The organism is Dorea sp. AM58-8, assembly GCF_003464045.1.
Lineage (GTDB): Bacteria > Bacillota > Clostridia > Lachnospirales > Lachnospiraceae > Claveliimonas > Claveliimonas ammoniilytica.
Genome location: NZ_QSDM01000015.1, coordinates 38,389 through 60,764, shown reverse-complemented (window position 1 = coordinate 60,764; position 22,376 = coordinate 38,389). Strand labels below are relative to the sequence as shown.

The window sequence follows — 22,376 nt, the reverse complement described above, 5'->3', positions numbered from 1 at the left end:
GAATACAAGGTGGCACCGCGGATAGTGATTCGTACATTCGTCCTTGACAGAAAGAGTATCTTTCTGTCAGGGACTTTTTTTACTTTACGGATTGCAGTTTCACCCGGAATCTATCATGACACCGGACGGAAAACAGATGATTGCAGCTTTCATACGATAGAGAGAAAAGGAGAGATAGGTTATGATTAAAGAAGCCATTGTAAAAATCGTAAACAAAGAAGACCTGACATACAAAGAAGCATACGACGTGATGAACGAGATCATGAACGGCGAGACTTCTCCGACACAGAACGCAGCTTTCTTAGCAGCACTTTCTACCAAGAGTGCGAGAGCAGATACAACGGATGAGATCGCAGGCTGTGCAGCAGCGATGAGAGAACATGCGCTGAAGGTTGAGACAGACATGGAGCTGTTTGAGATCGTAGGTACCGGCGGAGATAATGCACATAGCTTTAATATCTCTACCACTTCTGCATTGGTAGCGGCAGCAGGCGGTATGAAGGTAGCCAAGCACGGTAACCGCGCAGCTTCTTCCAAGTGTGGGACGGCAGATTGTCTGGAAGCGCTGGGCGTGAATATCCAGCAGAGTCCGGAACGGTGTGTGGAGCTGTTAAAAGAAGCCGGTATGTGTTTCTTCTTTGCACAGAAATATCATTCATCCATGAAGTATGTAGGAACAATCCGCAAGGAACTTGGATTCCGTACGGTATTCAATATTCTGGGATCGCTGACTAATCCCGGAACACCGTCTATGCAGCTGCTTGGTGTGTACGATGAATATCTGGTAGAGCCGCTGGCACAGGTACTGATCAGTCTTGGAGTAAAGCGAGGCATGGTCGTATACGGTCAGGATAAACTCGATGAGATCTCAATAAGCGCACCGACTAAGGTATGTGAGATTAAAGATGGATGGTTTAAAACTTACGTGATCAAGCCGGAAGATTTCGGTCTCACACGCTGTACGAAAGAAGATCTGGTGGGTGGTACTCCTGATGAAAATGCAGAGATCACGAAGAACATCCTGAAAGGAGAGAAAGGACCAAAGCGTGATGCCGTTTTGATGAATGCAGGTGCGGCACTGTACATTGGCGGTAAGGCTGAAAATATGAAAGATGGTATTGAACTGGCGAGTGTGCTGATTGATTCCGGTAAAGCACTGGAGACATTGGAGAAACTGATCGAAGTCAGCAACCGGCCGGAGATATAAGAATATTGCTGTCCGTTCTTTATACTATCTTAATACAAATGGAAATACCATTATACCATCTTAAGATAAAGACTCGTATAGTATTAAACGGAATGAAGATAAAGGAGTTTTATGTACTATGCGTAGATATATGCGACTAAAAAAACATCTGACATCGTTTCAGATCATCATTATGGGATTTGCAGGAGTAATCCTGGCAGGTGCATTCCTGCTTATGCTGCCATTTTCCAGTACATCAGGAAAGATAACGCCATTTTTTGATGCGCTGTTTACTTCAACGTCAGCAGTATGTGTGACAGGACTGGTGGTCGTAGATTCCGGAAGCTATTGGACGATGTTTGGACAGGCTGTAATATTACTTCTGATCCAGATCGGCGGTCTGGGTGTTATTACGATCGCGGTGGCATTTGCAATGCTTTCAGGGAAAAAGATTTCGCTGATGCAGAGAAGCGTTATGCAGAGCGCAATTTCAGCACCGCAGGTGGGCGGTATCGTAAGACTGACCCGTTTTATCCTGGGTGGGACATTTCTGATAGAAATAACAGGAGCAGTGGCTATGATACCATCGTTCTGCAGCAGATATGGAATGCGTGGAATCTGGATGGCAGTATTTCACTCGATATCTGCGTTCTGTAATGCAGGGTTTGATATTCTGGGAACAAAGACACACCAATTTGCTTCACTTACCGGCTACAGTGGAAATGGCGTGATCAATATAACAATTATGCTATTGATCATCATAGGTGGAATCGGCTTTCTGACATGGGAAGACATTTATCTGAATCGTTTTCAGTGGAAGAGATACCGGCTGCAGAGTAAACTGATCCTGTGTACCACAGCATTTCTGATCGTGGTTCCGGCAGTGTTCTTTTATTTTGAAGATTTCCGGGGGCTTACAGGTATGCATGGTGTGTGGAATGCACTGTTCCAGTCGGTTACAACGAGAACAGCAGGATATAATACGGCAGACCTGGCAGCAATGTCAGGAGCATCCCAGGCTCTCATGATCATACTGATGCTGATCGGAGGTGCACCGGGATCGACGGCAGGAGGAATGAAGACGACCACCTTTGCGGTGATGATCGCCAATGCGGCTGCAACGTTCCGGCGAAGGGATCAGATCCAGGTGTTTCACCGGAGACTCAAGGATGAGGTTGTGAGAAATGCTTCAACGATTGCAGGAATGTATATTGCGCTGTTTTTCTGCGGTGCTTTTGCAATCAGCGTCATAGAGCATCTCCCGTTATCCGCCTGTTTATTTGAGACAGCATCAGCTGTCGGAACAGTAGGGCTGACACTTGGCGTGACGCCAGGTCTGGGAGTAGTGTCGAAAGGCATTTTAATCATACTGATGTATTTTGGCCGTGTTGGGGGACTGACACTGATCTATGCAGCTGTTCCGGAGAAAAGCAGATATATTGCAAGATATCCGGAAGAAAAAGTAAATGTTGGATAAGGAGACAGAAAGATGAAAAATATATTGTTAATTGGTCTTGGAAGATTTGGAAAACACATTGCAATCCAGTTGAATAGCCTGGGACATGAGATTATGGCAGTGGATATTGATGAAGAGAGAATCAATACTGTGCTTCCGTATGTTACGAATGCACAGATTGGAGACAGCACCAACTATAATTTCCTGAAATCACTGGGAATCAGTAATTTTGATGTATGCATTGTGACGATCAGCGGCAATTTCCAAAATTCACTGGAAACAACATCGTTATTAAAAGAACTGGGTGCAAGACTGGTCGTGTCAAGGGCAGAGCGGGATGTACAGAAAAAATTCCTGCTGCGGAACGGTGCGGATGAAGTGGTATATCCGGAAAAACAGATTGCTAAGTGGACAGCGATTCGTTATGCGTCTGATCATATCCTGGATTACGTAGAAGTAGATGATACACATGCATTTTTTGAAGTGGAAGTTCCGGAAAAATGGCTGGGAAAAACGGTCGGTGAACTGGATATCCGTAAAAATATAATATTAATATCATGGCGGTCAAAGAAAATGGTAAAATACATGAAATAGTTTCACCAGAGACCGTGTTGACAGATCATATTACATTGATAGTTCTTGGAGAATATAAAGTAATCCAGAAATGTTTTAAGATTTAATGTTATAATTACAGAGACAGAGGTGGAAGTTATGGGAGTTGGAGCTGTATTGGCATTGAGTGTTCCATTTGTGGCCGTACTTGGATGGATTTCAGCTAATCAATTTGAAGGATTTTTTCTGAAAAACTGGAGAGATAATGAGAAAGAGTACAAGATATATGATGATTCTGTGCCAGCCAGAGTTATGAAAACTGCTTTTTACCAGAAAGGATATTGCAAAGATCTGGCGTTCACTGCTTTGATGCTTGCAATATGCACAGCGGTCGGATTCTGCTTTTTTAAGCTTGGATTTACAGATACGAATATTGTCATGATATATATCCTGGGGGTATTGTTGACTGCAGTGGTTACCAAGGGGTATGTATATAGCGTTGTAAGCGCATTTCTGAGTGTGCTGTTGTTTGGCTTCTTCCTGACAGAACCGCGGCTTTCTTTTCAGACTTATGCAGTGGGATATCCGGTGACATTTGCGGTAATGCTCCTTGCTGCAATTATTACCGGTACGCTGGCGGCTCAGTTAAAAGCACATGCGGAGATGTCTTCCAGACAGGCATTCCGGATACAGGTATTGTTTGATACGAACCGCCTGCTCCAGAGGAAAAGAGATGAAAAAGATATCCTCCGTACAACGTGTGAACAGCTGACCAAACTATTTGATTGCAGTATCGTTGCCTATCTTGTGGAAGATGACAGGCTTTCAGAGGGGACGGTTTATGCCGGCGGAGCAAGAGGAAAGGATATCAGACTGCTGGAAGCGTCAGAACATGCGGCGGCAGAATGGGTTCTGAAGAACCGGAAAAGTGCCGGTATCGGAACCGATTACTGCAAAGAGGCAAGAAGCCTTTATATGCCAATCTGTAAAGAAGATAGTGTCTACGGCGTAGTTGGTATACCAATGACGCAGAAGCCTCTGGATTCTTTTGAGTATAGTACGGTACGTTCTGTGTTAAATGAATGTGCACTTGCTATGGATAATGTGCATCATTTAAAAGAGATGGAAAAAGCGGCTGTGTTGGCCAAGAACGAACAGCTACGTGCAGATCTCCTCAGATCCATCTCACATGACCTGCGCACACCGTTATGTGCTATTTCCGGCAATGCAGATACGCTTCTGCATAATGAGGAAGGGATTGATGATGCCACACGAAAACAGATATACACAGACATTTATGATGATGCAGAATGGCTTGTCGGAGTGGTAGAAAATCTTCTGTCTGTTACAAGACTGAATGATAACCGGCTGAAACTGAACATGACAGATCAGCTGGTAGATGAGGTAGTGGATGAAGCGGTACGCCACGTCAGCCGTCTGGGCAGAGAGCATGTTATCGGCACAGATTGTGAAGAGTTATTACTGGCGCGTATGGATGCGCGGCTTATCATACAAGTATTGGTCAATTTGATCGAAAATGCAGTTAAATATACACAGCAGGGTTCTAAGATACAGATCAGTGCCCATAGACAGGGGGATAAAGTCTGTATCCGAGTGTCAGATAATGGAGGGGGCATCCGGGATGCCATGAAGCCGCATGTGTTTGAAATGTTCTATGTCGGTAAGACCACGGTTGCAGACAGCCGTCGAAGCCTTGGTCTTGGACTTGCACTTAGCAGATCCATTGTAGAGGCACATGGTGGAGAACTGACCCTGACAGATAATCAGCCACATGGCTGTATTTTCTCTTTTACATTACCAGTCAGTGAGGTGACATTAAATGAATAAAACATTGATATTGACAGTGGAAGATGACAGACCGGTGCGCAATCTGATCGTCACGACGTTAAAGACGCATGATTATAAATATCTGACCGCAGAAAACGGAAACGAAGCTGTCATGGAGGCAGCATCCCATAATCCGGATATCATACTTCTGGATCTTGGACTTCCTGATATGGATGGTATTGAGGTGATTAAAAGAATCAGAACATGGTCCAACATGCCGATTATCGTGATCAGTGCCAGAAGTGAGGAATCTGATAAGATCGAGGCGTTGGACGCAGGTGCAGATGACTATCTGACGAAACCATTTTCCGTTGAGGAGCTGCTTGCCCGTCTGCGAGTGACCGAACGCCGGTTAAAACTGATGCGATCAGGGACGGAAGCAGGTGCACCGGTATTTATAAATGGGGACCTGAAGATCGATTATGCGGCAGGCTGTGCTTACCTGAAAGGGGAGGAACTGCACCTGACGCCGATTGAATATAAGCTGCTCTGTATTCTGTCGCATAATGTGGGGAAAGTTCTGACGCATACGTATATTACGCAGCAGATATGGGGAAGCAGCTGGGAAAAGGATATCGCATCGCTCCGGGTATTTATGGCGACACTGCGGAAAAAACTGGAGACAGATCCTGGATCTGCGCAGTATATCCAGACCCATATCGGTATCGGTTACCGCATGCTGCGGGTAGACTGAGCTGACATAAGATTCATCCTGAGTACATGGATAGTATCCATATCCGGACAGCAGTAAAGTGCTGTCCTTTCTTTTGGTATTATGGAAACATTGCAATAAGACAAAAATAATTTGAAATCTTACGTAAAACTTGTTATTATTTAAACATGTGTGATAATGCTATTGTACGATTTGCGTAATTTATAAAAAATTAGCCAATTCGCCTTATTGACGCCTATATAACAATAGAAGTATAGTAAAAATGACTAAAAATAGGTAACAGTACCTAGATACAGGAGGGCATAAATATGGCAACAGATTATCAGGAGGCAATTCGTATACTTTCAGAACAGGAGAAGATCCTGCAGTTTGATTCATTTACCAGTGAGGACGCATGGAAGCTTGGCAATATTATGGTAGAAGAGATTAGGAATCAGGGGATCGATCTTACTGTCAGCATTCGCAAAATGAATGGACATATCATATTTGCATATGCATCAGAGGGTGCAAATCTGAATCACCAGAACTGGACAGACCGTAAGTTTAACATGGTAAGTTATATGGAGTGCAGTTCACTTCTTGCAACAGCAAGAGCGCATTTCCTTGGAAGAAGTCTGGTAGAGGATTTTGGACTGAACTACGAAGAGTATAAGCTGTGCGGCGGCGGATTCCCGATCCGTGTGAATGGCTGTATGACGCATGTGATCACAGTGTCTGCACTGGCGCACGAGAAGGATCATGCGTTCATCGTAGGATGTCTGGAGAAATTCCTTGGCAAGAAAGCACCTGCTATGGATATGGAAATTCCAATGTTATAGTGATAGAATAGATAGCATGCAGAGGCAGGAATTGGAGGTACTTGAGAGAATGATGGGGAACGAGAATGCGAATCAGATGAACTTTTTTTCAGAGATGTCTGAATATCAGATTACGGCGAGGGAGTTTTTCAGTACCGTTCTTTTGGACAGTCTGTACCGCAATTTTGGCTTTAATGATATTTTGATCTCTTATTTTGATACCCATGGCAATTTCCTGTCATGGACGAACCGAAGCGGTGCACTGCTAGACTATGAAGGTCATCCTTACCGCAGATTTATGGAAAATGATGTAGTGCGTTATCGTATTTATATTGAGGCTGTAAGAGATCACCTGACCTATTTCAATGTGGAGCCAAGGCTGTACAAGGCAACGGATGTGATCGGAGAAAAGGATTATGAGAATTCACCATATGTCCGTTTTCTGGAAGAGAATTTTCGGAAGCACTACAGTGTGACACTTGCTTTTGGAATCAATGCGTATATTCAGGCAGCATTCTTCAAGAGCAGGGAAGACGGTGATTTTACAGAACAAGAGATCGAGGAATTGAAGGAAATTTATGTATATGTAGCCAATTCCTATAAGAACTTTAAAAAATATGAACAGGCGAAGATTATAGCGAACATTCAGAGTGAGATCATTGCATCAGGGGAAAAGGCATTTCTGGTGACAGATGATTTTACACATGTGATGAGCTACAATAAGACCGCCCAGCAGTATCTGGCAGATATTCTTGGCGAGGCAATGGTGGAACACATTGACAGCTCTACGCCGTGCAGCTGGTTGCCATTCCTGCTTGGAGGCGAGGAGGATGTACAGGCTGAGGACCGTGTGCAGACTCGGGTGATCAAGAATTATATCTTTAAGATATATACTTATGATCAGACCTATTCCAATGGAATTATTGATCGGTATCACTGGATTACGATTTCGAAGAAGAAGGAGCAGTCGGTGTCAGCGTCACCGGCACCGAAGAGCATCAGTGCAAGCGGAGAGTCGCTTCTGACTCATGCAGAGCAGAGGGTAGCGGAACTGATGTGTCAGGGACTGACTTATAAGGCAATCGCAGACGAACTGGTGGTAAGTTATCATACCGTTAAGAAACATGTACAGAATATTTATTCCAAGTGTGGAATCAACAGCCGTTATGAACTTTATAAATGGATGGAAGACCAGGCACAGGAATAATAAGGCATAGATTGAGAAAGAGAGGCACTCCGGATGGAGCATCCACACGAAACAGGGAAAAAAGCATCTGATGCGAAGAGCGTTAGCAAGACACTGGCAATTTTGTCTACATTTGATGAGCGTACACCGATGCAGAGAACATCTGACATTGCTGCGCGGCTGGGGATGAACATCAGTACCGTGTCCAGACATTTGAATACACTTCTGGACTGGGGATTTTTGCGAAGAGATGACGAGACGGGATGCTATTATCCTGGAACACAGATCATATCCCTTGCAGGTGCAGCTCTGCAGGACAGCGATGTGTACCGTTATTCATTTCCGGAATTACAGCTTCTTTCATTCCGTTATGGCGTACACAGCCATATGAGTGTTCAGGATGACACGGAGATCATGCACCTGATCAGCTGTTGCTGCGAGCATACGATGGATCTGTTTGTGCCGATGGGACACAGACAGCCGATGTATTGTTCTGCTATGGGGCGTATCATGCTCGCCTATATGCCGGAAGCAAAGGCGGAAGACATCTTAAAGAGAAGTAACAGAGAAAAGAGAACACCGGATACAAAAGTAGGTGTGGATGAGATTATGCAGGAACTTAAGAAGGAACGTCAGCAGGGCATATGCCTTCTGGTCAACGAACTGGCTTATGGCAAGGGTTCTGTTGCAGCACCGATCTTAGACCGTGACCGTAATCCGGTGGCAGCGATCAGTGTCTCTACCAGCGCAAACGCGCTAAGCCAACCACAGAGAGAAGCAGAACTCAAAAAAGCGATTAAGATCACTGCGTCCAGAATATCCGGCAGACTGGGATATTATCCATATTAATGAATGGAGAAAAGTAAATGAATGGACAGACAAAACGGCTGCGGCTCCTATTTGTGGGCAACAGCCATACTTTTTTTAATGATATGCCAGAGATGGTGGCAGAACGATTCCGGGAGGATGGCTATGACTGTGAGGTGGCAATGATCGCCCACGGCGGCTGGTCTCTTGGTCAGCTTGTGGAAGAACCGGAAGTACAGTTTAATATCCGTTATGGACATTATGACTATGTGATGCTGCAGGATATGTCGAATCCATTCGAATCCGAGAGAAGATTTATAAGATCGATAGCCATACTGGTGCAGTGGATCAGAGAGACGGGGGCGAGCCCGGTGCTGTATCTTCCGTGGACGAGGTGTGATGGTGAGGCGAGACAGGCAGCTATGACGGAGACTTATAAGAAAGCAGCAGAGGTCTATCAGATTCCACTGGCACCGGCAGGAGAATACTGGTGGGAGTATCGCAAAGAACATCCGGAGATTGAGATGTACTATGAAGATGGCACGCATGCTTCAGAGGCAGGATCTGAATTCGCTGCCGGATACATTTATTGTACAATTCTGGCAGATATGAAACAGAAGCAGTAATTTGATTAGCTTATATAGAGAAAAGGGATCGATACGTACACGGAAGTGTGGCGTACCGGTCCCTTTGTTTTTATACGAATACACTAGCGCTTTTATACAAAATAGACAAATAGTTAATGGTAAAATTATTGCGAAATGTATACCATTCACATACTGTTTTGAAAATATATGATGAAATGCGAAAGTCAGTTGCATATACTGCAACCGATAACCAAAATATGAAATGCAAAATCACAATTCGTAATCCTGTTTTGAACAATGCGAAGTATCGGGAAAAAGCTTGTATCGTGTCGAAATATATCTATAATTTATTTCAGAAACAAGTTTTGTCAGCCGGCTAATGACGAAATTTAAAAAGATTCTATTTCTAAAAGGAGACTAAATTATGGACACAAAGAAAAGACTAATCTATTTGATCTTAGGTCCGGTGCTTTTTGCAATTGCTGCTCTCGGGTTAAAAGGAGCTCTTGGAGCATCAGAAGCGATGGCTATTGGAACGTTGGCCTGGATGGTATTCTGGTGGGTAACACAGCCAGTTGCACTGACAGTTACAGCATTCCTTCCTGTAGGTATTAACGCACTGTTCGGTATGGTCGCTCAGGCAGACGTTATATCTCAGTATTCATCAGGAAGTATTATCCTGATCTTCGGTTCTTGTCTGTTGACAATTCCGTGGGCAACAACGGGGCTTGACAAACGAGTTGCCCTGAAGGTTCTTTCGTTAGTAGGACCTTCCATGAAATCACAGATTACCGTATGGCTGCTTGCAAGTATGATCTTCTCATCCTGCCTGCCTAACGTAGCTGTATGTGCACTGTTTACACCTATCGCTGTTGCTATGATCCACGCTGCAGGATATGAAGATATTAAGAAAGCTGCACCGGCTGTTCCGATTCTTCTCTGTATCGGTTGGGGAGCCGGACTTGGTGGTGTAGGTTCTCCGCTTGGTGGAGCTATGAACGTAGCTGCTATTTCCTTCTTCCAGGAGTGGTCAGGACATGAGTTCATGTATGTAGACTGGGTAGTACGTATTCTCCCATTCTTTATCCTGACAGCAGCTGTTACATTGATCCTGATGTATTTCTTCTTCACACGTAAAGGCGAGAAGTTGGAAGGAACAAAGGACTACTTCGAGAAAGCTTATGCAGAACTCGGACCTATGAAGAGAGACGAGAAGATCTGTGGAACACTGTTCCTGTTAGCTATGATCGGTGCATTTACACGTCCGCTGTTTGCTAGTGCACTTCCATCATTGGAACCAGCTTACATCTTTGCAATCCTTGGTGCACTGTCATTCGTTATCACATCAGCTGATAAGAAGAACCCAATCCTTACATGGGAACATGCGCAGAAAAATATGCTGTGGGGTATGATGCTCCTGTTCGGTGGCGGTCTCGCTCTTGGTAAGGTCGTTAACGGATCCGGAGCTGGTGAAGCAATTGCACAGCTGATCACAGATATGCATCTGACAAGTGATCTGGCAATTATCGTAGTATTTGTAGTGGTTGCAATGATCCTGTCTGAGCTTACAAGTTCAACTGTATCAGCAGCAGTTACTGTGCCGATCATCCTGACACTTTGTACCAACCTTGGACTGAATCCGGTACCATACTGGTTCATCGTAGTAATGGGTTACAATGCAGAGTTCCTGCTTCCTGTAAGCGTACGTGCTATCACAGTAGGCAGTGGACTGGATGCGGGTAAGCAGATGAAATATGGCGTACCGTTTATGATCGCAAGAGGACTTCTGGCAATTATCGTTGGTTACATCATGCTGAAGTTCTGGCCGACATTTGGACAGCTTTCATATCTGTAAGCTAAGAGGTTATAAAAGGATTATAATGAGCGCAACGCTGGTGTTGAGGAGCATCAGTGTTGATATAAAAATGTTTAAAGTATGGATTCTATTAAAAAATTAAGGAGATGAATGAAATGAGCACAGTTGAAGAATTAGTTGCGCGTTCAAGAGAGGCGCAGAAACAGTTTGAGTTTGCTACACAGGAGCAGGCTGACGCAGCGGCACGTGCCGTTTGTAAGGCAGTGTATGACAATCAGGAGATGCTCGGTAAGATGGCAGCAGAGGAATCACGTATGGGTGATGTAAACGACAAGATCGCAAAATGCCGTAACAAATCTGCTCTGATCTGGGAAAGCTTAAAAGGCAAAAAGTCTGTAGGTGTTATCCGCAGAATCGAAGAGAAGAGAATGCTTGAGATCGCTAAGCCGGTAGGTGTTGTATGTGCGGTTCTTCCGTCTACGAACCCGGTTGTTACACCAATGGGTAATGCAGCAGCAGCTCTTAAGACACGTAACTCTATCATCTTTGGACCACATCCGCGTGGAATCAATGTATGTAAAGTAGTTGTAGACCTGTTCCGTAAAGAACTGGCTAAACTCGGATTACCAGAAGACCTGGTACTGTGTCTGGAAGAAGTATCGCTGGAAGACAGTAACAAACTGATGAGCATGGTTGATGAGATTGTTGCTACAGGTGGTCCTGGAATGGTTAAGGCTGCTTACTCAAGTGGAAAACCTTCACTTGGTGTAGGACAGGGCAATGTTCAGGTTATCGTTGACAGAGATGTAGATATCGCAGAAGCATGTGGCAAGATCATCGCCGGACGTCGTTTCGATAATGGACTTATCTGTCTTGGTGAACAGACAGCATTCGTTCCGGAAGAGAAATTTGATGAATTTATCGCAGAGTTCCGCAAACAGGGCGGTTACTATGCAGAGGGTAAAGAAGCTACTGACAAACTTCGTGAAGGCATCTTCCCAGGCGGCGGTCCGATCAACCGTGATGTTGTAGGTCTTAATGCAGAAGGTGTAGCTGAAAAGATTGGTATTGAAGTACCGGCAGGTACGAAGGTTCTCGGAGCTACAGCTACAGTAGTAGGTAAGGGAGATGATCTTTGCCGTGAGAAGCTTTGCCCGGTTATCAACATTATGCCATACGGAACATTCGAAGAGGGTGTTGCTGACATGGTTAAAAACCTTGAGTTTGAAGGCAAAGGACACAGTGTTGCGATCCATTCTAATAACCCGGAGCATGTTGAGTACTGTGGAATTCACTGCTCAGTATCACGTTGTATCGTTAACCAGCCGGCAGGAACAACCGGCGGTGGAAGCCCGACAAACGGATACCCTCCGACAACAACACTTGGATGCGGATCCTGGGGCAATAATAGTTTCAGTGGTAACTTTAACTACGAGCACTTAATGAATATTACACGTGTTGGATATCCATACGAAGAATCTTATCTTCCGGATCCGGCAAAAGCATGGGATTAATTCCTGATGCAATTATGAAATCGGCTTTGATTTACTCCTAATATGTATATTGAAATTGTCATAGCACCATATTAAGTTGTGGTGCTATGACTCTAAAGAAAGGATTATTTATGGACTATTTAGAGATTGAAGGAAAAGCGCAGCTGGAAAGATACGGCATCCGTACAAATGGTGGCGTCATTCTGGAGGGCGATGAGATTCCACCGGAAGTTACATTTCCTTGCGTATTAAAGGGACAGATTCAGGCAGGACACCGTGGACAGCACGGAGCTGTAAAGGTTGTTAAGACACCGGAAGAACTGCTGAAAGTAAAGAAAGACATTGAGAAGATCACAATTAACGGAAAACATATGGAAGGTATTATTTCCACAGGATTCCTTCCAATCGCAGAAGAGTATTATCTGGGACTGACACTGGATGTTAAGAACCGTGCACTGGTAATGCTGTATACACCATTTGGAGGAATGGATATTGAAGATCTGGCAGCAAATTCACCGGAGAAATTGCTCCGCTTTGACTGCACAGCAGGATTCGATGAGAAAGCATTCCGTGAGGCAGTTGCCAAGTTTGAACTGCCGGCAGAAAGACTGGATAAGTTAGTAGAGATCGCTGAGAAGCTGACAGATGCATGCTTCGGTCTGGATGCAACAACAATCGAGATCAACCCACTGGCTGTTCTGGAAGATGGAGAAATGGTTGCAATCGACTGTAAGCTGGTTATTGATGATAACAGCTTATATCGTCAGGGAGATTATACATTACTTCCTCGTACATCACAGAAGAAATCTGAGCAGGAACTGGAAGCTCAGAAGTATGATCTGACCTATGTAGAACTGGATCCGGAAGGAGATATCGGAACTATGGCCGGAGGAGCCGGAATCGGTATGGCTACGATGGATACCATCAAACACTATGGCGGAACAGTTAACAACTTCCTGGATCTGGGCGGCGGTGTTACAGCTGAAAAGACTTACCAGGCTATGAAGATCCTTCTTCAGAATGAACAGACAGATTATGTATTTGTAAATGTATTCGGTGGAATCAACAATTGCGCAGATATGGCAGAAGGTATCAGCCGCGCATATACAGAGTTAAAGAGCACCAAGCCGGTTGTAGTTAAGAGCCGTGGCTTTAATCAGGAGCAGGGGTGGGCTATCTACGAGAAACTGGGCTTTGAGCAGACAAAATACGGAACAACCGATGAGGCTGCTATGAAATTATTGAAATTAAAGGAGGGCAAATAATTATGAGTATTCTGATTGATAAGGACACCTCCATGCTGATCATCGGTATCACTGGAAAACAGGGACGTATTCATTGTAAACATATTCTTGACACAGGAAGCAAGTTGCTTGCGGGAGTGGCTCCTGGAAGAGGCGGACAGGAAGTAGAAGGAGTGCCGGTATTCGAGACTGTTGCAGAAGCAAGAGAGAAATTCCCGGAGATCGAGGCTGCTATGCTGATCGTTCCGAAACAGTTCGTAAGAGATGCTGCATTGCAGGCGTTGCGAGAAGGTATCAAATTACTGGTTATCATCACAGAGTTCGTTCCGGTTATGGACGCACTTCAGATTGTACATGAAGCGAAGACTCTGGGAGCTAAGGTTATCGGACCTAACACCATCGGTGTTATCTCTCCAGGCAAATCCAAATTAGGAATCATGCCGGAGTATATTTATGGAAAAGGCCACATCGGTATCATTTCCCGAAGCGGAACCCTGACACATGAGACTGCATCCAACCTGACATTCAAGGGTTATGGACTTTCTACCTGTGTTGGTATCGGTGGAGATTCTATCATTGGTATGAACCATGCAGATGTTATCGAGGAATTTGCAAAAGATGACGAAACAGATGCAATCGTACTGATCGGTGAGATCGGCGGATGCAGTGAGGAGCTTGCGGCAGCTAAGATTAAAGAGCTTGGACTTAAGAAACCGGTATGCGCATACATCGCTGGTATGTACGCACCGGAAAACAAGAAGATGGGCCATGCCGGAGCTATCGTATCTGGCGGTATGGGAACTGTGAAATCCAAAGTAGCAGCTCTGGAAGATGCAGGAGTTACCGTTTGTCCGACACTTGGTAAGATCGTTGAATTTATGGAAGAGTACAATACTCGTACCAATGGCAGGTTAAAATCTCTTGAACCACAGATCGATTAATCGCCTTCTAATATCGAAGAGTAGTGGTAATGGGGAATGTTCCCTATGCGTGTGGTAGGGGATGCCCTAAAAGAGAGAAAAAAATAATCCTGATACCCGATTTCAAGAAAAAACATTTGTTGATATAATTTTAACAAATGAAAGACGCGGATGAAAATCCGATGAAAAAGTGATTGGGAGGTAACATCATGGAACAGCTTACAGGCAATGTGTTTAATATTCAGAGATACACAATTCATGATGGACCGGGACTCCGAACAGAACTATTTTTAAAGGGCTGCCCACTTCGATGTAAGTGGTGCAGCAATCCTGAAAGCTGGCGGCTTCACAGTGAGCCTGGAATATATCAAAGCAAATGTATTTCCGGTAAACTCTGCGGGGCATGCCAGGATGTCTGTCCGGAGGGCGATATCTTCACATTCAGCGAAGATGAAGATAAGCTGATAGGTATCGACCGGACCAAATGCAGTAAGTGCATGAAATGTTATGACGAGTGTCCGTCAGATGCGATCAAACTCTGGGGCAAGCACATGACCGTTGAAGAGTGTATGGATGTGATCCGACGTGATAAAGGGTATTATGACAGATCTGGCGGCGGTGTGACCGTATCCGGTGGTGATCCGCTGGTACAGAGTGATTTTGTGGCAGCTTTGTTTAAACAGTGCAAAGAGGAAGGCTTTCAGACCTGCCTGGAATCTACATTTTATTCAAAGTGGGAAGAGGCAGAAAAGATACTTCCGTATACAGATATCATCATCTCAGATCTGAAGCATATGGATACAAAAGTCCATAGAAAATGGACGGGAGTACACAATGAGAGAATACTGGAGAATCTGAAGCGGATTACCGATGACAATCGGGAGTTCATTCTGAGAATTCCGGTAATACCTGGTATAAATGATGACAAGAAAAATATAGAGGCAAGCGCAGACTTCATATTGAATGAATTACAGGGAAGAATCAGAGTATTACAGCTCCTGAGCTTCATGAGATTAGGGGAAGAGAAATACGCTTCGCTGAATATGCCGTATCAGATGGATTTTATCGATCTGGATCGTGAGTCATTTACAGAACATGTCAATGAAATCGCCGATTACTTTAACAGCAGAGGTATTCACTGCGTAGTCGGGACGAAGGAAAAGGAATAAATATTGTTAAAATATTTACGCAATAAAGGACAAATATTTTTAAGGAGGCAAAAACAATGAGTATGACGAACACACACACAACCGCATGTGGTACTGAGCCATTTGACAAGAACTATTGTATTGGTTATCAGGTACACCATGAAGACTGGTCACCATTCCCGCGTGTCAATCACCTGCGCCAGACATTTCTGGATGGAAAGTACTGGATAGATATCGAGAGATTGAGACTGGTTACAGAAACTTATCAGAAATATGAAAACAAACTTCCTCGTAAAGTTCTGTGCGCAAAGGCATTTGAGAACATTCTTCTCAACTGCACACTGTACATTTACGACGAAGACCTGATCGTAGGCGAGATTGCAGCACCAGCAAAAGCATCTCCGATCTATCCTGAGTTTTCTGTAAACTGGATTATCGAAGAGATTCTGAACTCTCCATTTGAAGAGCGTGCGCATGATCAGTTCTACATCAGAAATGATGAGGAGAGAGCTGAGATCGTTGAACTGTGTAAATGGTGGCAGGGACGCAGTGTTGCTGACATGATCGAAGCAAGACTTACAGATGATCAGATCAAAGGATCTGAGGCTGGAGAGAAGATTTTCCAGACCAACCTGTATCACTATGCAGGAGCAGGACATCTTTCACTGGACTACAGCAGATTGATGTCACTTGGTTTCGACGGACTGATTGACGAGGCTAAGAGGTACAAAGCGGCTCTTGATATGAGAGATGTTGAGTACAACAACAAAGTAGAGTTTTACGATTCTGTTATCATTACATACGAGGCAGCTAAGAAATACATCGAGCGATATGCAAAACTTGCAGAAGAGAAAGCAGCAGTAGAAAAAGATCCTAAGAGAAAAGAAGAGTTACTTGGTATTGCTAAGAGCTGTTACGAAGTAGCCGGACCGGCTCCAAAGACATACTGGGGAGCAATGCAGTTGTTCAACGTAGCTACAGAGCTTCTGAAAGTTGAAGGAAACGGACATTCTATTTCTTACGGACGTTTCGACCAGTGGCTGTATCCATTCTACAAACATGATGTAGATAACGGAATCATCACAAAAGAGTTCGCTCTTGAACTTCTGGAAGTTGAGTACGTTAAGATGAACAACGCTACGAAACTGAAAGATAAAGGAAGTATGGCACTTCGTAACGGACGTGGATTCGGTGGAGAGTCCCTGACTGTTGGTGGCGTAGATAAATACGGACATGATGCAACCAATGATATGACAATGCTTTGTCTGGAAGCATCTGTGCACACACGTATGATGAACCCGTGGCTCTGTGTACGTATGCACAAAGATACACCATATGAACTGCTCATCAAGACAACAGAGTGTATCCGTGCCGGATATGGTCATCCGAAGCTTTTCAATGATGAAACAGCTATTAAGGGTATGCTGAGAAAAGGTATGAGCCTTGAGGAAGCAAGAGATTACATCTGTGTAGGATGTGTAGAGATAGACCTTCCAGGTAAAGAGTACGGATGGCATGATGCTGCATACGTTAATACACCAAAGATGATGGAAATGGTTATGAACGGCGGCCGCAGCATGAATACCGGCAAACAGTTGGGACCAGATACAGGAAGCCTTGAGACTTACAAGTCATTTGATGAGGTACTGGAAAGTGTTAACGCACAGTTCAAGTACTGGACAGATCAGATGTGCTCAAGCCTGTGCATGATCGATAACTGCCACAGAGCACGTAAACCGCTGCCATATCTGTCAGGATTCTATGAGGATGCTATGAAGTCCGGACATGACCTTACAGAAGGCGGAGCAAAATACAACGGTATCGGACCGCAGGCATCCGGACTTGCTACTTCTACAGATATCCTCTGCACGATCAAGCAGTTAGTATTCGAAGAGAAGAAGTGTACAGGTGCAGAGCTTCTGCAGGCTGTTAAGGATAACTGGGTAGGTCACGAGAAACTGTACGCATATGTAAATAGCTCAAAAGTACATCACTATGGTAATGATGATGATTACGCTGATGAACTGTTCAAGTTCATGTTCGAGTGCTACTGCAAGAACGTAGCAGGAAGAACAACTCCACGTGGAGGACAGTTCAACCCAGGTGTTTACTCAGTAAATGCGAACGTAGCAATGGGTCTGAATACCAATGCTTCTCTGGACGGACGTAAGAAAGGTGAGCCTATTTCAGAAAACATGGGACCTGTACACACAGCATTCAGTTCTCATGATATCAGTGGTCCGACAGCTCTGGTTAACTCACTGACTAAGGTTGACCACTCACTGGCTTCTAACGGAACACTGATGAACTTACGATTCCCACAGGACGCTGTAAGCGGAATTGAGGGAAGAGATAATCTTGCAAACTTCATTGAAGAGTACATTAACAAGGGTGCTATGCACGTTCAGTTCAATGTCATGAGTGTTGCTACCATGAAGGCAGCTCAGAAGAAACCGGAAGATTACAAAGATATGCTGGTTCGTGTAGCCGGATACAGTGCATACTTTGTAGAACTCGGTAAACCACTTCAGGATGACCTGATCGGACGTACCGAGCTTCACTTCTAAGACTTCCAGGCAGAAGGCTTGCAACAGATTACACATAATATAACTGCTTATTGTTAAATATGACTGGGTGAGTCATCCGTTTGACTCATCCGGCGAAGAAGGAGATTAATATAATGAAAGATTTTAGATTTAAAGTACCACAGAACATCGAATTTGGAGTAGGAAGCCTGAAGAAACTTCCTGAGATTTTAAAAGAGAACAATTCTGAACATGTATACCTGGTATCTGATCACGGTCTTGAGAGTATCGGAGTTGTTAAGAAAGTACAGGACATCGTTGAAGCTGGCGGACTGACATGTACTACATTCCTTGATGTAGTTCCGAACCCGACAGTAGATGTTGTTAACGCTTCTACAAAGATGTATAAAGAGAGCGGAGCAACAAGTATTATCGCTCTTGGTGGTGGTTCATCTATGGACGTAGCTAAGGCTACAGGCGTACTTGCTACATACGGTGGAGAGATCAATGACTACGAAGGTCTGTACAAAGTACCGGGACCGATTGTACCAATGATCGCTATTCCTACAACAGCAGGTACAGGTAGTGAGGTTACTGCTTCTGCAGTTATCACAGACGAAGCAAAGAACTTCAAGATGTCTGTAATCAGCTACGAGATTCTTCCAAAATATGCAGTACTTGATCCGGAACTTATCATGACAGCTCCGGCATCTATTGCAGCATCATGTGGTGTTGATGCGCTGATCCATGCAATGGAAGCTTATGTATCTAATTTCGCATCTCCATTCTCAGATGCAATGGCGGAAAAAGCAATGGAACTGATCGGTGGAAATCTTCGTCGCTTTGTTGCCAACCGTAAGGATGAGGAAGCAGCATGCGCTATGATGGTTGGTTCTACATTTGCCGGTATGGCATTTGCATGGGCTAAGCTTGGTAACGTACACGCTATGAGTCATCCGGTAAGTGCTTACTTCCATGTACCGCATGGTGTGGCTAATGCAGTTATCCTTCCTACTGTAGTAGAGTACAATGCACTTGCAGACAACGGACGTTATGAGAAGATCTACAATTACATCAGCGAAGACAAAGAACCTGTAATTGATTTCACACCAGATATGCTGGTTGATGAAGTTAAGAAACTGAACAAGGATCTGGGAATTCCTTCTTCACTGTCAGAAGTTGGTGTTACAGAGGATAAGATCGAAGCTATGGCGAAAGATGCAGTAGCTCATCCGAATGTACTTGCTAATCCAAGACAGACCAACCTGAAAGAAATGATTGCTCTTTACAAAAAAGCGCTTTAATACAAATCTAATCTTTAAAAATAACTAATCTCACTTAATAAATATGTTTGGCTTTAACGTATGAAAAACAGAGGGGCGGAGGCTGTGGCAGGTCTTCGTACCCTCCGTTTTACTTTAGAGGAGAACCATTATGGATATGACAATTGATGAATTTTACAAGTAGCTCAGCAACGTATACGAGACAGGTAGCCCGGAAGCTGTGGAATTATACTTAAATGACCGCCTGAAAGAAGCGTCCCATGGCTGTGATATGTGCTTTGAGCCGATGGAGATCACGGTAAACAACGAACTTGGATCTTTCTATCGTGGCATGGGACAGTTTGACAAATCTGCGGAGTTCTTTGAGATAGCAAAGCGTCTGGTATTTGTGCATATCGGAGACAAGACGGTGCAGTATGCGACCGTACTGAATAATCTGGCAGGAACATACCGCCTGGCAGGCAAATACGAAGAGGCAGCAGATCTGTTTAATGAAAGTGCACTGATCTATTCCACAACGATCGGAAAAGATAATTCGTATTATTGCAGCATTTTAAATAATCTGGCATTGGTATATCAGGATATGAAAGAGTATGACAAGGCAGAAGAGATGCTGGCAGATGCATTGAAGTCATCCAGAACACTGGAAAACAGCGCGATGGATGTGGCAATCACCTACTCAAATCTTGGCGCACTGTATCTGGAAATGGGTGATTATACACGAGCAGAAGAAGATCTCAGAGAAAGTGTCGACATCTATGAGCGGTTAGATACCAATCATCAGGTACATCTGGCATCCGTTTACAATTCACTTGGAATCCTGTATTATAAACAGGGTAAGCTGGAAGAGGCAAAAGAAGCTTATCAGCAGGCACTGGAACTGACCTTATATCATTATGGTAAGAACCATGAATATGAGATTCTCTGCAGAAATATTGCTGCGATTGAGGAAGCAGTCCGTAATGCCTGATACATAAGACAGGATGTGAATATTATGAAATATCTGATTATTGGTGCCGGAGGCACAGGAGGACCGTTAGGCTTTTATCTGACAAAAGCCGGAAAAGATGTGACGCTGATCGCACGAGGCGCGCATCTGAAGGCGTTAAGTGAACAGGGACTTATGATGGAACGCCTTTGGAATGGAACTAGAGAGACCATCCTGGTAAAAGCGGTGGATATGGAGCATTACGATGAGCAGCCGGATGTGATACTGGTGTGCGTAAAAGGATACTCTCTGGACGATACAGTACCATTTATCCGTAAGGTTATGAAGAAGAATACCATTGTGATTCCGATTTTGAATATCTATGGCACTGGCGGCAGGCTGCAGAAGCAACTGCCGGAGATTCTTGTAACAGATGGCTGTATCTATGTGGCAGCAGCGATCAAAGAGCCAGGTGTATTAGAGCAGTACGGCAAGGTGCTGAGCCTTGTATTTGGTGTGCGGGATCAGTCAGAAAGCCGTCCGGAACTGGAGGAGATCCGGGCAGATCTGGAATCCTGCGGTATCCGAGCACTTCTTTCGCATCATATCCAGAGAGCAGCACTGGAGAAATTCTCCTACGTGTCACCGATCGGTGCGGCTGGCTTATATTATAACGCAACGGCAGCAGATTTTATGAAAGAAGGAGCACCGAGGGAAAGCTTCAAAGAAATGATCCGCGAGATCGGAGCGTTGGCAGAAGCGATGGGTCATTCATTTCACAAGGATATGGTGACGAGAAATCTGGAGGTGTTATCCACACTGGCACCGGAAGCAACAACTTCTATGCAGAGGGATGTTATGGCAGGCAAGCCGTCGGAGATTGACGGTCTGGTGTATGAAGTGGTAAGACTCGGTAAGGAATATGATGTGCCGGTACCGGAATATGAAAAGGTGGCGAAGAAGCTTGCTGGAGAAAGGTAATAAATTTATAGAGAAATGGATGGCGTTTGTGACGCCGTTATGCATGCTGGTGGGCATCAGCTTCCCGGATGTGGCAGCACATGGGCTTCCGTATGTGACGATGGTATTTGCGTTTATCACATTTACCGGAGCATTAAAATCCGAATTCAAAGACGTATTGCGGGTATTCCATGATCCGAAGCCGCTGCTCTGTATGCTGGTGATGATCCATGTGATGATTCCGGCAGTAGCATGTGGTGCAGGACATCTGTTCTTCGGCTCTGACCCTTATGCGATCACAGGTATGGTACTGGAATTTTCCGTACCGACAGCGGTGGTAGGACTTATGTGGGTAACCATTTATAATGGTAATAATCCGTTGTCCCTGTCGTTGGTTGTGATCGATACGATCTTGTCACCGTTTCTGATCCCGGTTACACTCCGGGTGTTGGTTGGCTCACAGGTGGAGATTGATGCGACGATGATGATGCGGCAGTTAATATTTATGGTGGCACTTCCGGCAATCGCGGCCATGGTGCTGAATCAGGTGACACAAGGTGCAGTGAAGAATACCTGGCCAAAGAAGCTGGCATTATTTTCTAAATTTGCGTTAATGTTTGTGGTAACATCCAATTCTTCAAAAGTAGCACCGTATGTACGGCATATGAATCTGGAAAGGGTGGCGATCGGCGCTGCGATCCTTGTGCTGGCTACAGGCAGCTATGCGTTGGGCTGGGGTGTGGCGAGAGTCCTTCACCAAGATAAAGAGACCACAATCTCTATGATCTACGGAACCGGAATGCGCAATATCAGTGCGGGAGCGGTTATTGCAGGCGCATGCTTTCCTGGAGCAGTCATGTACCCGGTGATGATCGGAACGCTGTTCCAACAGGTGTTAGCGGCGTTCTATGGCAAGGTGCTGGTATCTAAGCTGGAATAAAGACATGAAAAAAGATGCGCAGGAACG

At 44.6% G+C, this 22,376-nt stretch carries 19 protein-coding genes and 1 pseudogene; all 20 read left to right on the top strand.

The features are described from left to right. The first annotated feature begins 43 nt into the window (after positions 1-43). The 20 genes and pseudogenes from DXA18_RS17645 (at position 44) to DXA18_RS11240 (ending at position 22,349) form a co-directional block, all read left to right on the top strand. Positions 44-160, top strand: a complete 117-nt coding sequence (locus tag DXA18_RS17645) for a glutamine amidotransferase-related protein (RefSeq protein WP_118383979.1) — start codon at positions 44-46, stop codon at positions 158-160. A 21-nt stretch (positions 161-181) separates the two neighbouring features. Next, complete coding sequence (gene trpD, locus DXA18_RS11330; protein ID WP_118383978.1) at positions 182-1,207, top strand: anthranilate phosphoribosyltransferase; 1,026 nt, start codon at positions 182-184, stop codon at positions 1,205-1,207. A gap of 118 nt (positions 1,208-1,325) precedes the next feature. After that, a complete protein-coding gene (locus DXA18_RS11325; RefSeq protein ID WP_118383977.1) occupies positions 1,326-2,663 on the top strand; it encodes a TrkH family potassium uptake protein in 1,338 nt (445 codons plus the stop codon). A 12-nt stretch (positions 2,664-2,675) separates the two neighbouring features. Beyond that, positions 2,676-3,322, top strand: a pseudogene (locus DXA18_RS11320) (potassium channel family protein). A gap of 31 nt (positions 3,323-3,353) precedes the next feature. Next, a complete protein-coding gene (locus tag DXA18_RS11315; RefSeq protein ID WP_118383976.1) occupies positions 3,354-5,042 on the top strand; it encodes a DUF4118 domain-containing protein in 1,689 nt (562 codons plus the stop codon). Next, positions 5,035-5,736, top strand: coding sequence for a response regulator (locus DXA18_RS11310; RefSeq protein WP_118383975.1), 702 nt, complete (start codon positions 5,035-5,037; stop codon positions 5,734-5,736). The genes DXA18_RS11315 and DXA18_RS11310 overlap by 8 nt, the downstream gene beginning before the upstream one ends. Before the next feature lie 287 nt (positions 5,737-6,023). Further along, complete coding sequence (locus DXA18_RS11305; RefSeq protein WP_118383974.1) at positions 6,024-6,533, top strand: heme-degrading domain-containing protein; 510 nt, start codon at positions 6,024-6,026, stop codon at positions 6,531-6,533. Between the two features lie 49 nt (positions 6,534-6,582). Then, a complete protein-coding gene (locus DXA18_RS11300) occupies positions 6,583-7,719 on the top strand; it encodes a response regulator transcription factor (protein WP_243007109.1) in 1,137 nt (378 codons plus the stop codon). A 33-nt stretch (positions 7,720-7,752) separates the two neighbouring features. Then, positions 7,753-8,547 (top strand): IclR family transcriptional regulator, encoded by a 795-nt coding sequence (locus DXA18_RS11295; RefSeq protein ID WP_118383973.1) that lies wholly within the window; start codon positions 7,753-7,755, stop codon positions 8,545-8,547. 17 nt (positions 8,548-8,564) lie between these two features. Continuing rightward, positions 8,565-9,131, top strand: a complete 567-nt coding sequence (locus DXA18_RS11290) for an SGNH/GDSL hydrolase family protein (protein WP_118383972.1) — start codon at positions 8,565-8,567, stop codon at positions 9,129-9,131. Between the two features lie 385 nt (positions 9,132-9,516). Beyond that, the gene (locus DXA18_RS11285; protein ID WP_118383971.1) at positions 9,517-10,947 is read left to right on the top strand and encodes an SLC13 family permease; all 1,431 of its coding nucleotides are present in this window, start codon (positions 9,517-9,519) and stop codon (positions 10,945-10,947) included. Between the two features lie 116 nt (positions 10,948-11,063). After that, on the top strand, positions 11,064-12,422 hold the full coding sequence (locus DXA18_RS11280; protein WP_243007108.1) for an aldehyde dehydrogenase family protein: 1,359 nt from the start codon (positions 11,064-11,066) through the stop codon (positions 12,420-12,422). A 110-nt stretch (positions 12,423-12,532) separates the two neighbouring features. Beyond that, positions 12,533-13,666 (top strand): ATP-grasp domain-containing protein, encoded by a 1,134-nt coding sequence (locus tag DXA18_RS11275; RefSeq protein WP_118383969.1) that lies wholly within the window; start codon positions 12,533-12,535, stop codon positions 13,664-13,666. Positions 13,667-13,668: 2 nt separating this feature from the next. Then, positions 13,669-14,586 (top strand): succinate--CoA ligase subunit alpha, encoded by a 918-nt coding sequence (gene sucD / locus DXA18_RS11270; RefSeq protein WP_118383968.1) that lies wholly within the window; start codon positions 13,669-13,671, stop codon positions 14,584-14,586. Between the two features lie 188 nt (positions 14,587-14,774). Next, the gene (gene hpfH / locus DXA18_RS11265) at positions 14,775-15,734 is read left to right on the top strand and encodes a (2S)-3-sulfopropanediol dehydratase activating enzyme (RefSeq protein WP_118383967.1); all 960 of its coding nucleotides are present in this window, start codon (positions 14,775-14,777) and stop codon (positions 15,732-15,734) included. Between the two features lie 56 nt (positions 15,735-15,790). Then, the gene (hpfG, locus tag DXA18_RS11260) at positions 15,791-18,280 is read left to right on the top strand and encodes a (2S)-3-sulfopropanediol dehydratase (RefSeq protein WP_330424556.1); all 2,490 of its coding nucleotides are present in this window, start codon (positions 15,791-15,793) and stop codon (positions 18,278-18,280) included. A 113-nt stretch (positions 18,281-18,393) separates the two neighbouring features. Beyond that, complete coding sequence (locus tag DXA18_RS11255; protein WP_118383966.1) at positions 18,394-19,542, top strand: iron-containing alcohol dehydrogenase; 1,149 nt, start codon at positions 18,394-18,396, stop codon at positions 19,540-19,542. Between the two features lie 199 nt (positions 19,543-19,741). Continuing rightward, a complete protein-coding gene (locus DXA18_RS11250; RefSeq protein WP_118383965.1) occupies positions 19,742-20,491 on the top strand; it encodes a tetratricopeptide repeat protein in 750 nt (249 codons plus the stop codon). 24 nt (positions 20,492-20,515) lie between these two features. Beyond that, the gene (locus tag DXA18_RS11245) at positions 20,516-21,430 is read left to right on the top strand and encodes a ketopantoate reductase family protein (RefSeq protein ID WP_118383964.1); all 915 of its coding nucleotides are present in this window, start codon (positions 20,516-20,518) and stop codon (positions 21,428-21,430) included. Next, on the top strand, positions 21,414-22,349 hold the full coding sequence (locus DXA18_RS11240; RefSeq protein WP_118383963.1) for a bile acid:sodium symporter family protein: 936 nt from the start codon (positions 21,414-21,416) through the stop codon (positions 22,347-22,349). The genes DXA18_RS11245 and DXA18_RS11240 overlap by 17 nt, the downstream gene beginning before the upstream one ends. Positions 22,350-22,376: the final 27 nt, after the last annotated feature.

Coding starts and splice junctions, on each gene's coding strand:
- trpD (WP_118383978.1), top strand. CDS start 182: ATGATTAAAGAAGCCATTGTAAAAATCGTAAACAAAGAAGACCTGACA.
- DXA18_RS11325 (WP_118383977.1), top strand. CDS start 1,326: ATGCGTAGATATATGCGACTAAAAAAACATCTGACATCGTTTCAGATC.
- DXA18_RS11315 (WP_118383976.1), top strand. CDS start 3,354: ATGGGAGTTGGAGCTGTATTGGCATTGAGTGTTCCATTTGTGGCCGTA.
- DXA18_RS11310 (WP_118383975.1), top strand. CDS start 5,035: ATGAATAAAACATTGATATTGACAGTGGAAGATGACAGACCGGTGCGC.
- DXA18_RS11305 (WP_118383974.1), top strand. CDS start 6,024: ATGGCAACAGATTATCAGGAGGCAATTCGTATACTTTCAGAACAGGAG.
- DXA18_RS11300 (WP_243007109.1), top strand. CDS start 6,583: ATGATGGGGAACGAGAATGCGAATCAGATGAACTTTTTTTCAGAGATG.
- DXA18_RS11295 (WP_118383973.1), top strand. CDS start 7,753: ATGGAGCATCCACACGAAACAGGGAAAAAAGCATCTGATGCGAAGAGC.
- DXA18_RS11290 (WP_118383972.1), top strand. CDS start 8,565: ATGAATGGACAGACAAAACGGCTGCGGCTCCTATTTGTGGGCAACAGC.
- DXA18_RS11285 (WP_118383971.1), top strand. CDS start 9,517: ATGGACACAAAGAAAAGACTAATCTATTTGATCTTAGGTCCGGTGCTT.
- DXA18_RS11280 (WP_243007108.1), top strand. CDS start 11,064: ATGAGCACAGTTGAAGAATTAGTTGCGCGTTCAAGAGAGGCGCAGAAA.
- DXA18_RS11275 (WP_118383969.1), top strand. CDS start 12,533: ATGGACTATTTAGAGATTGAAGGAAAAGCGCAGCTGGAAAGATACGGC.
- sucD (WP_118383968.1), top strand. CDS start 13,669: ATGAGTATTCTGATTGATAAGGACACCTCCATGCTGATCATCGGTATC.
- hpfH (WP_118383967.1), top strand. CDS start 14,775: ATGGAACAGCTTACAGGCAATGTGTTTAATATTCAGAGATACACAATT.
- hpfG (WP_330424556.1), top strand. CDS start 15,791: ATGAGTATGACGAACACACACACAACCGCATGTGGTACTGAGCCATTT.
- DXA18_RS11255 (WP_118383966.1), top strand. CDS start 18,394: ATGAAAGATTTTAGATTTAAAGTACCACAGAACATCGAATTTGGAGTA.
- DXA18_RS11245 (WP_118383964.1), top strand. CDS start 20,516: ATGAAATATCTGATTATTGGTGCCGGAGGCACAGGAGGACCGTTAGGC.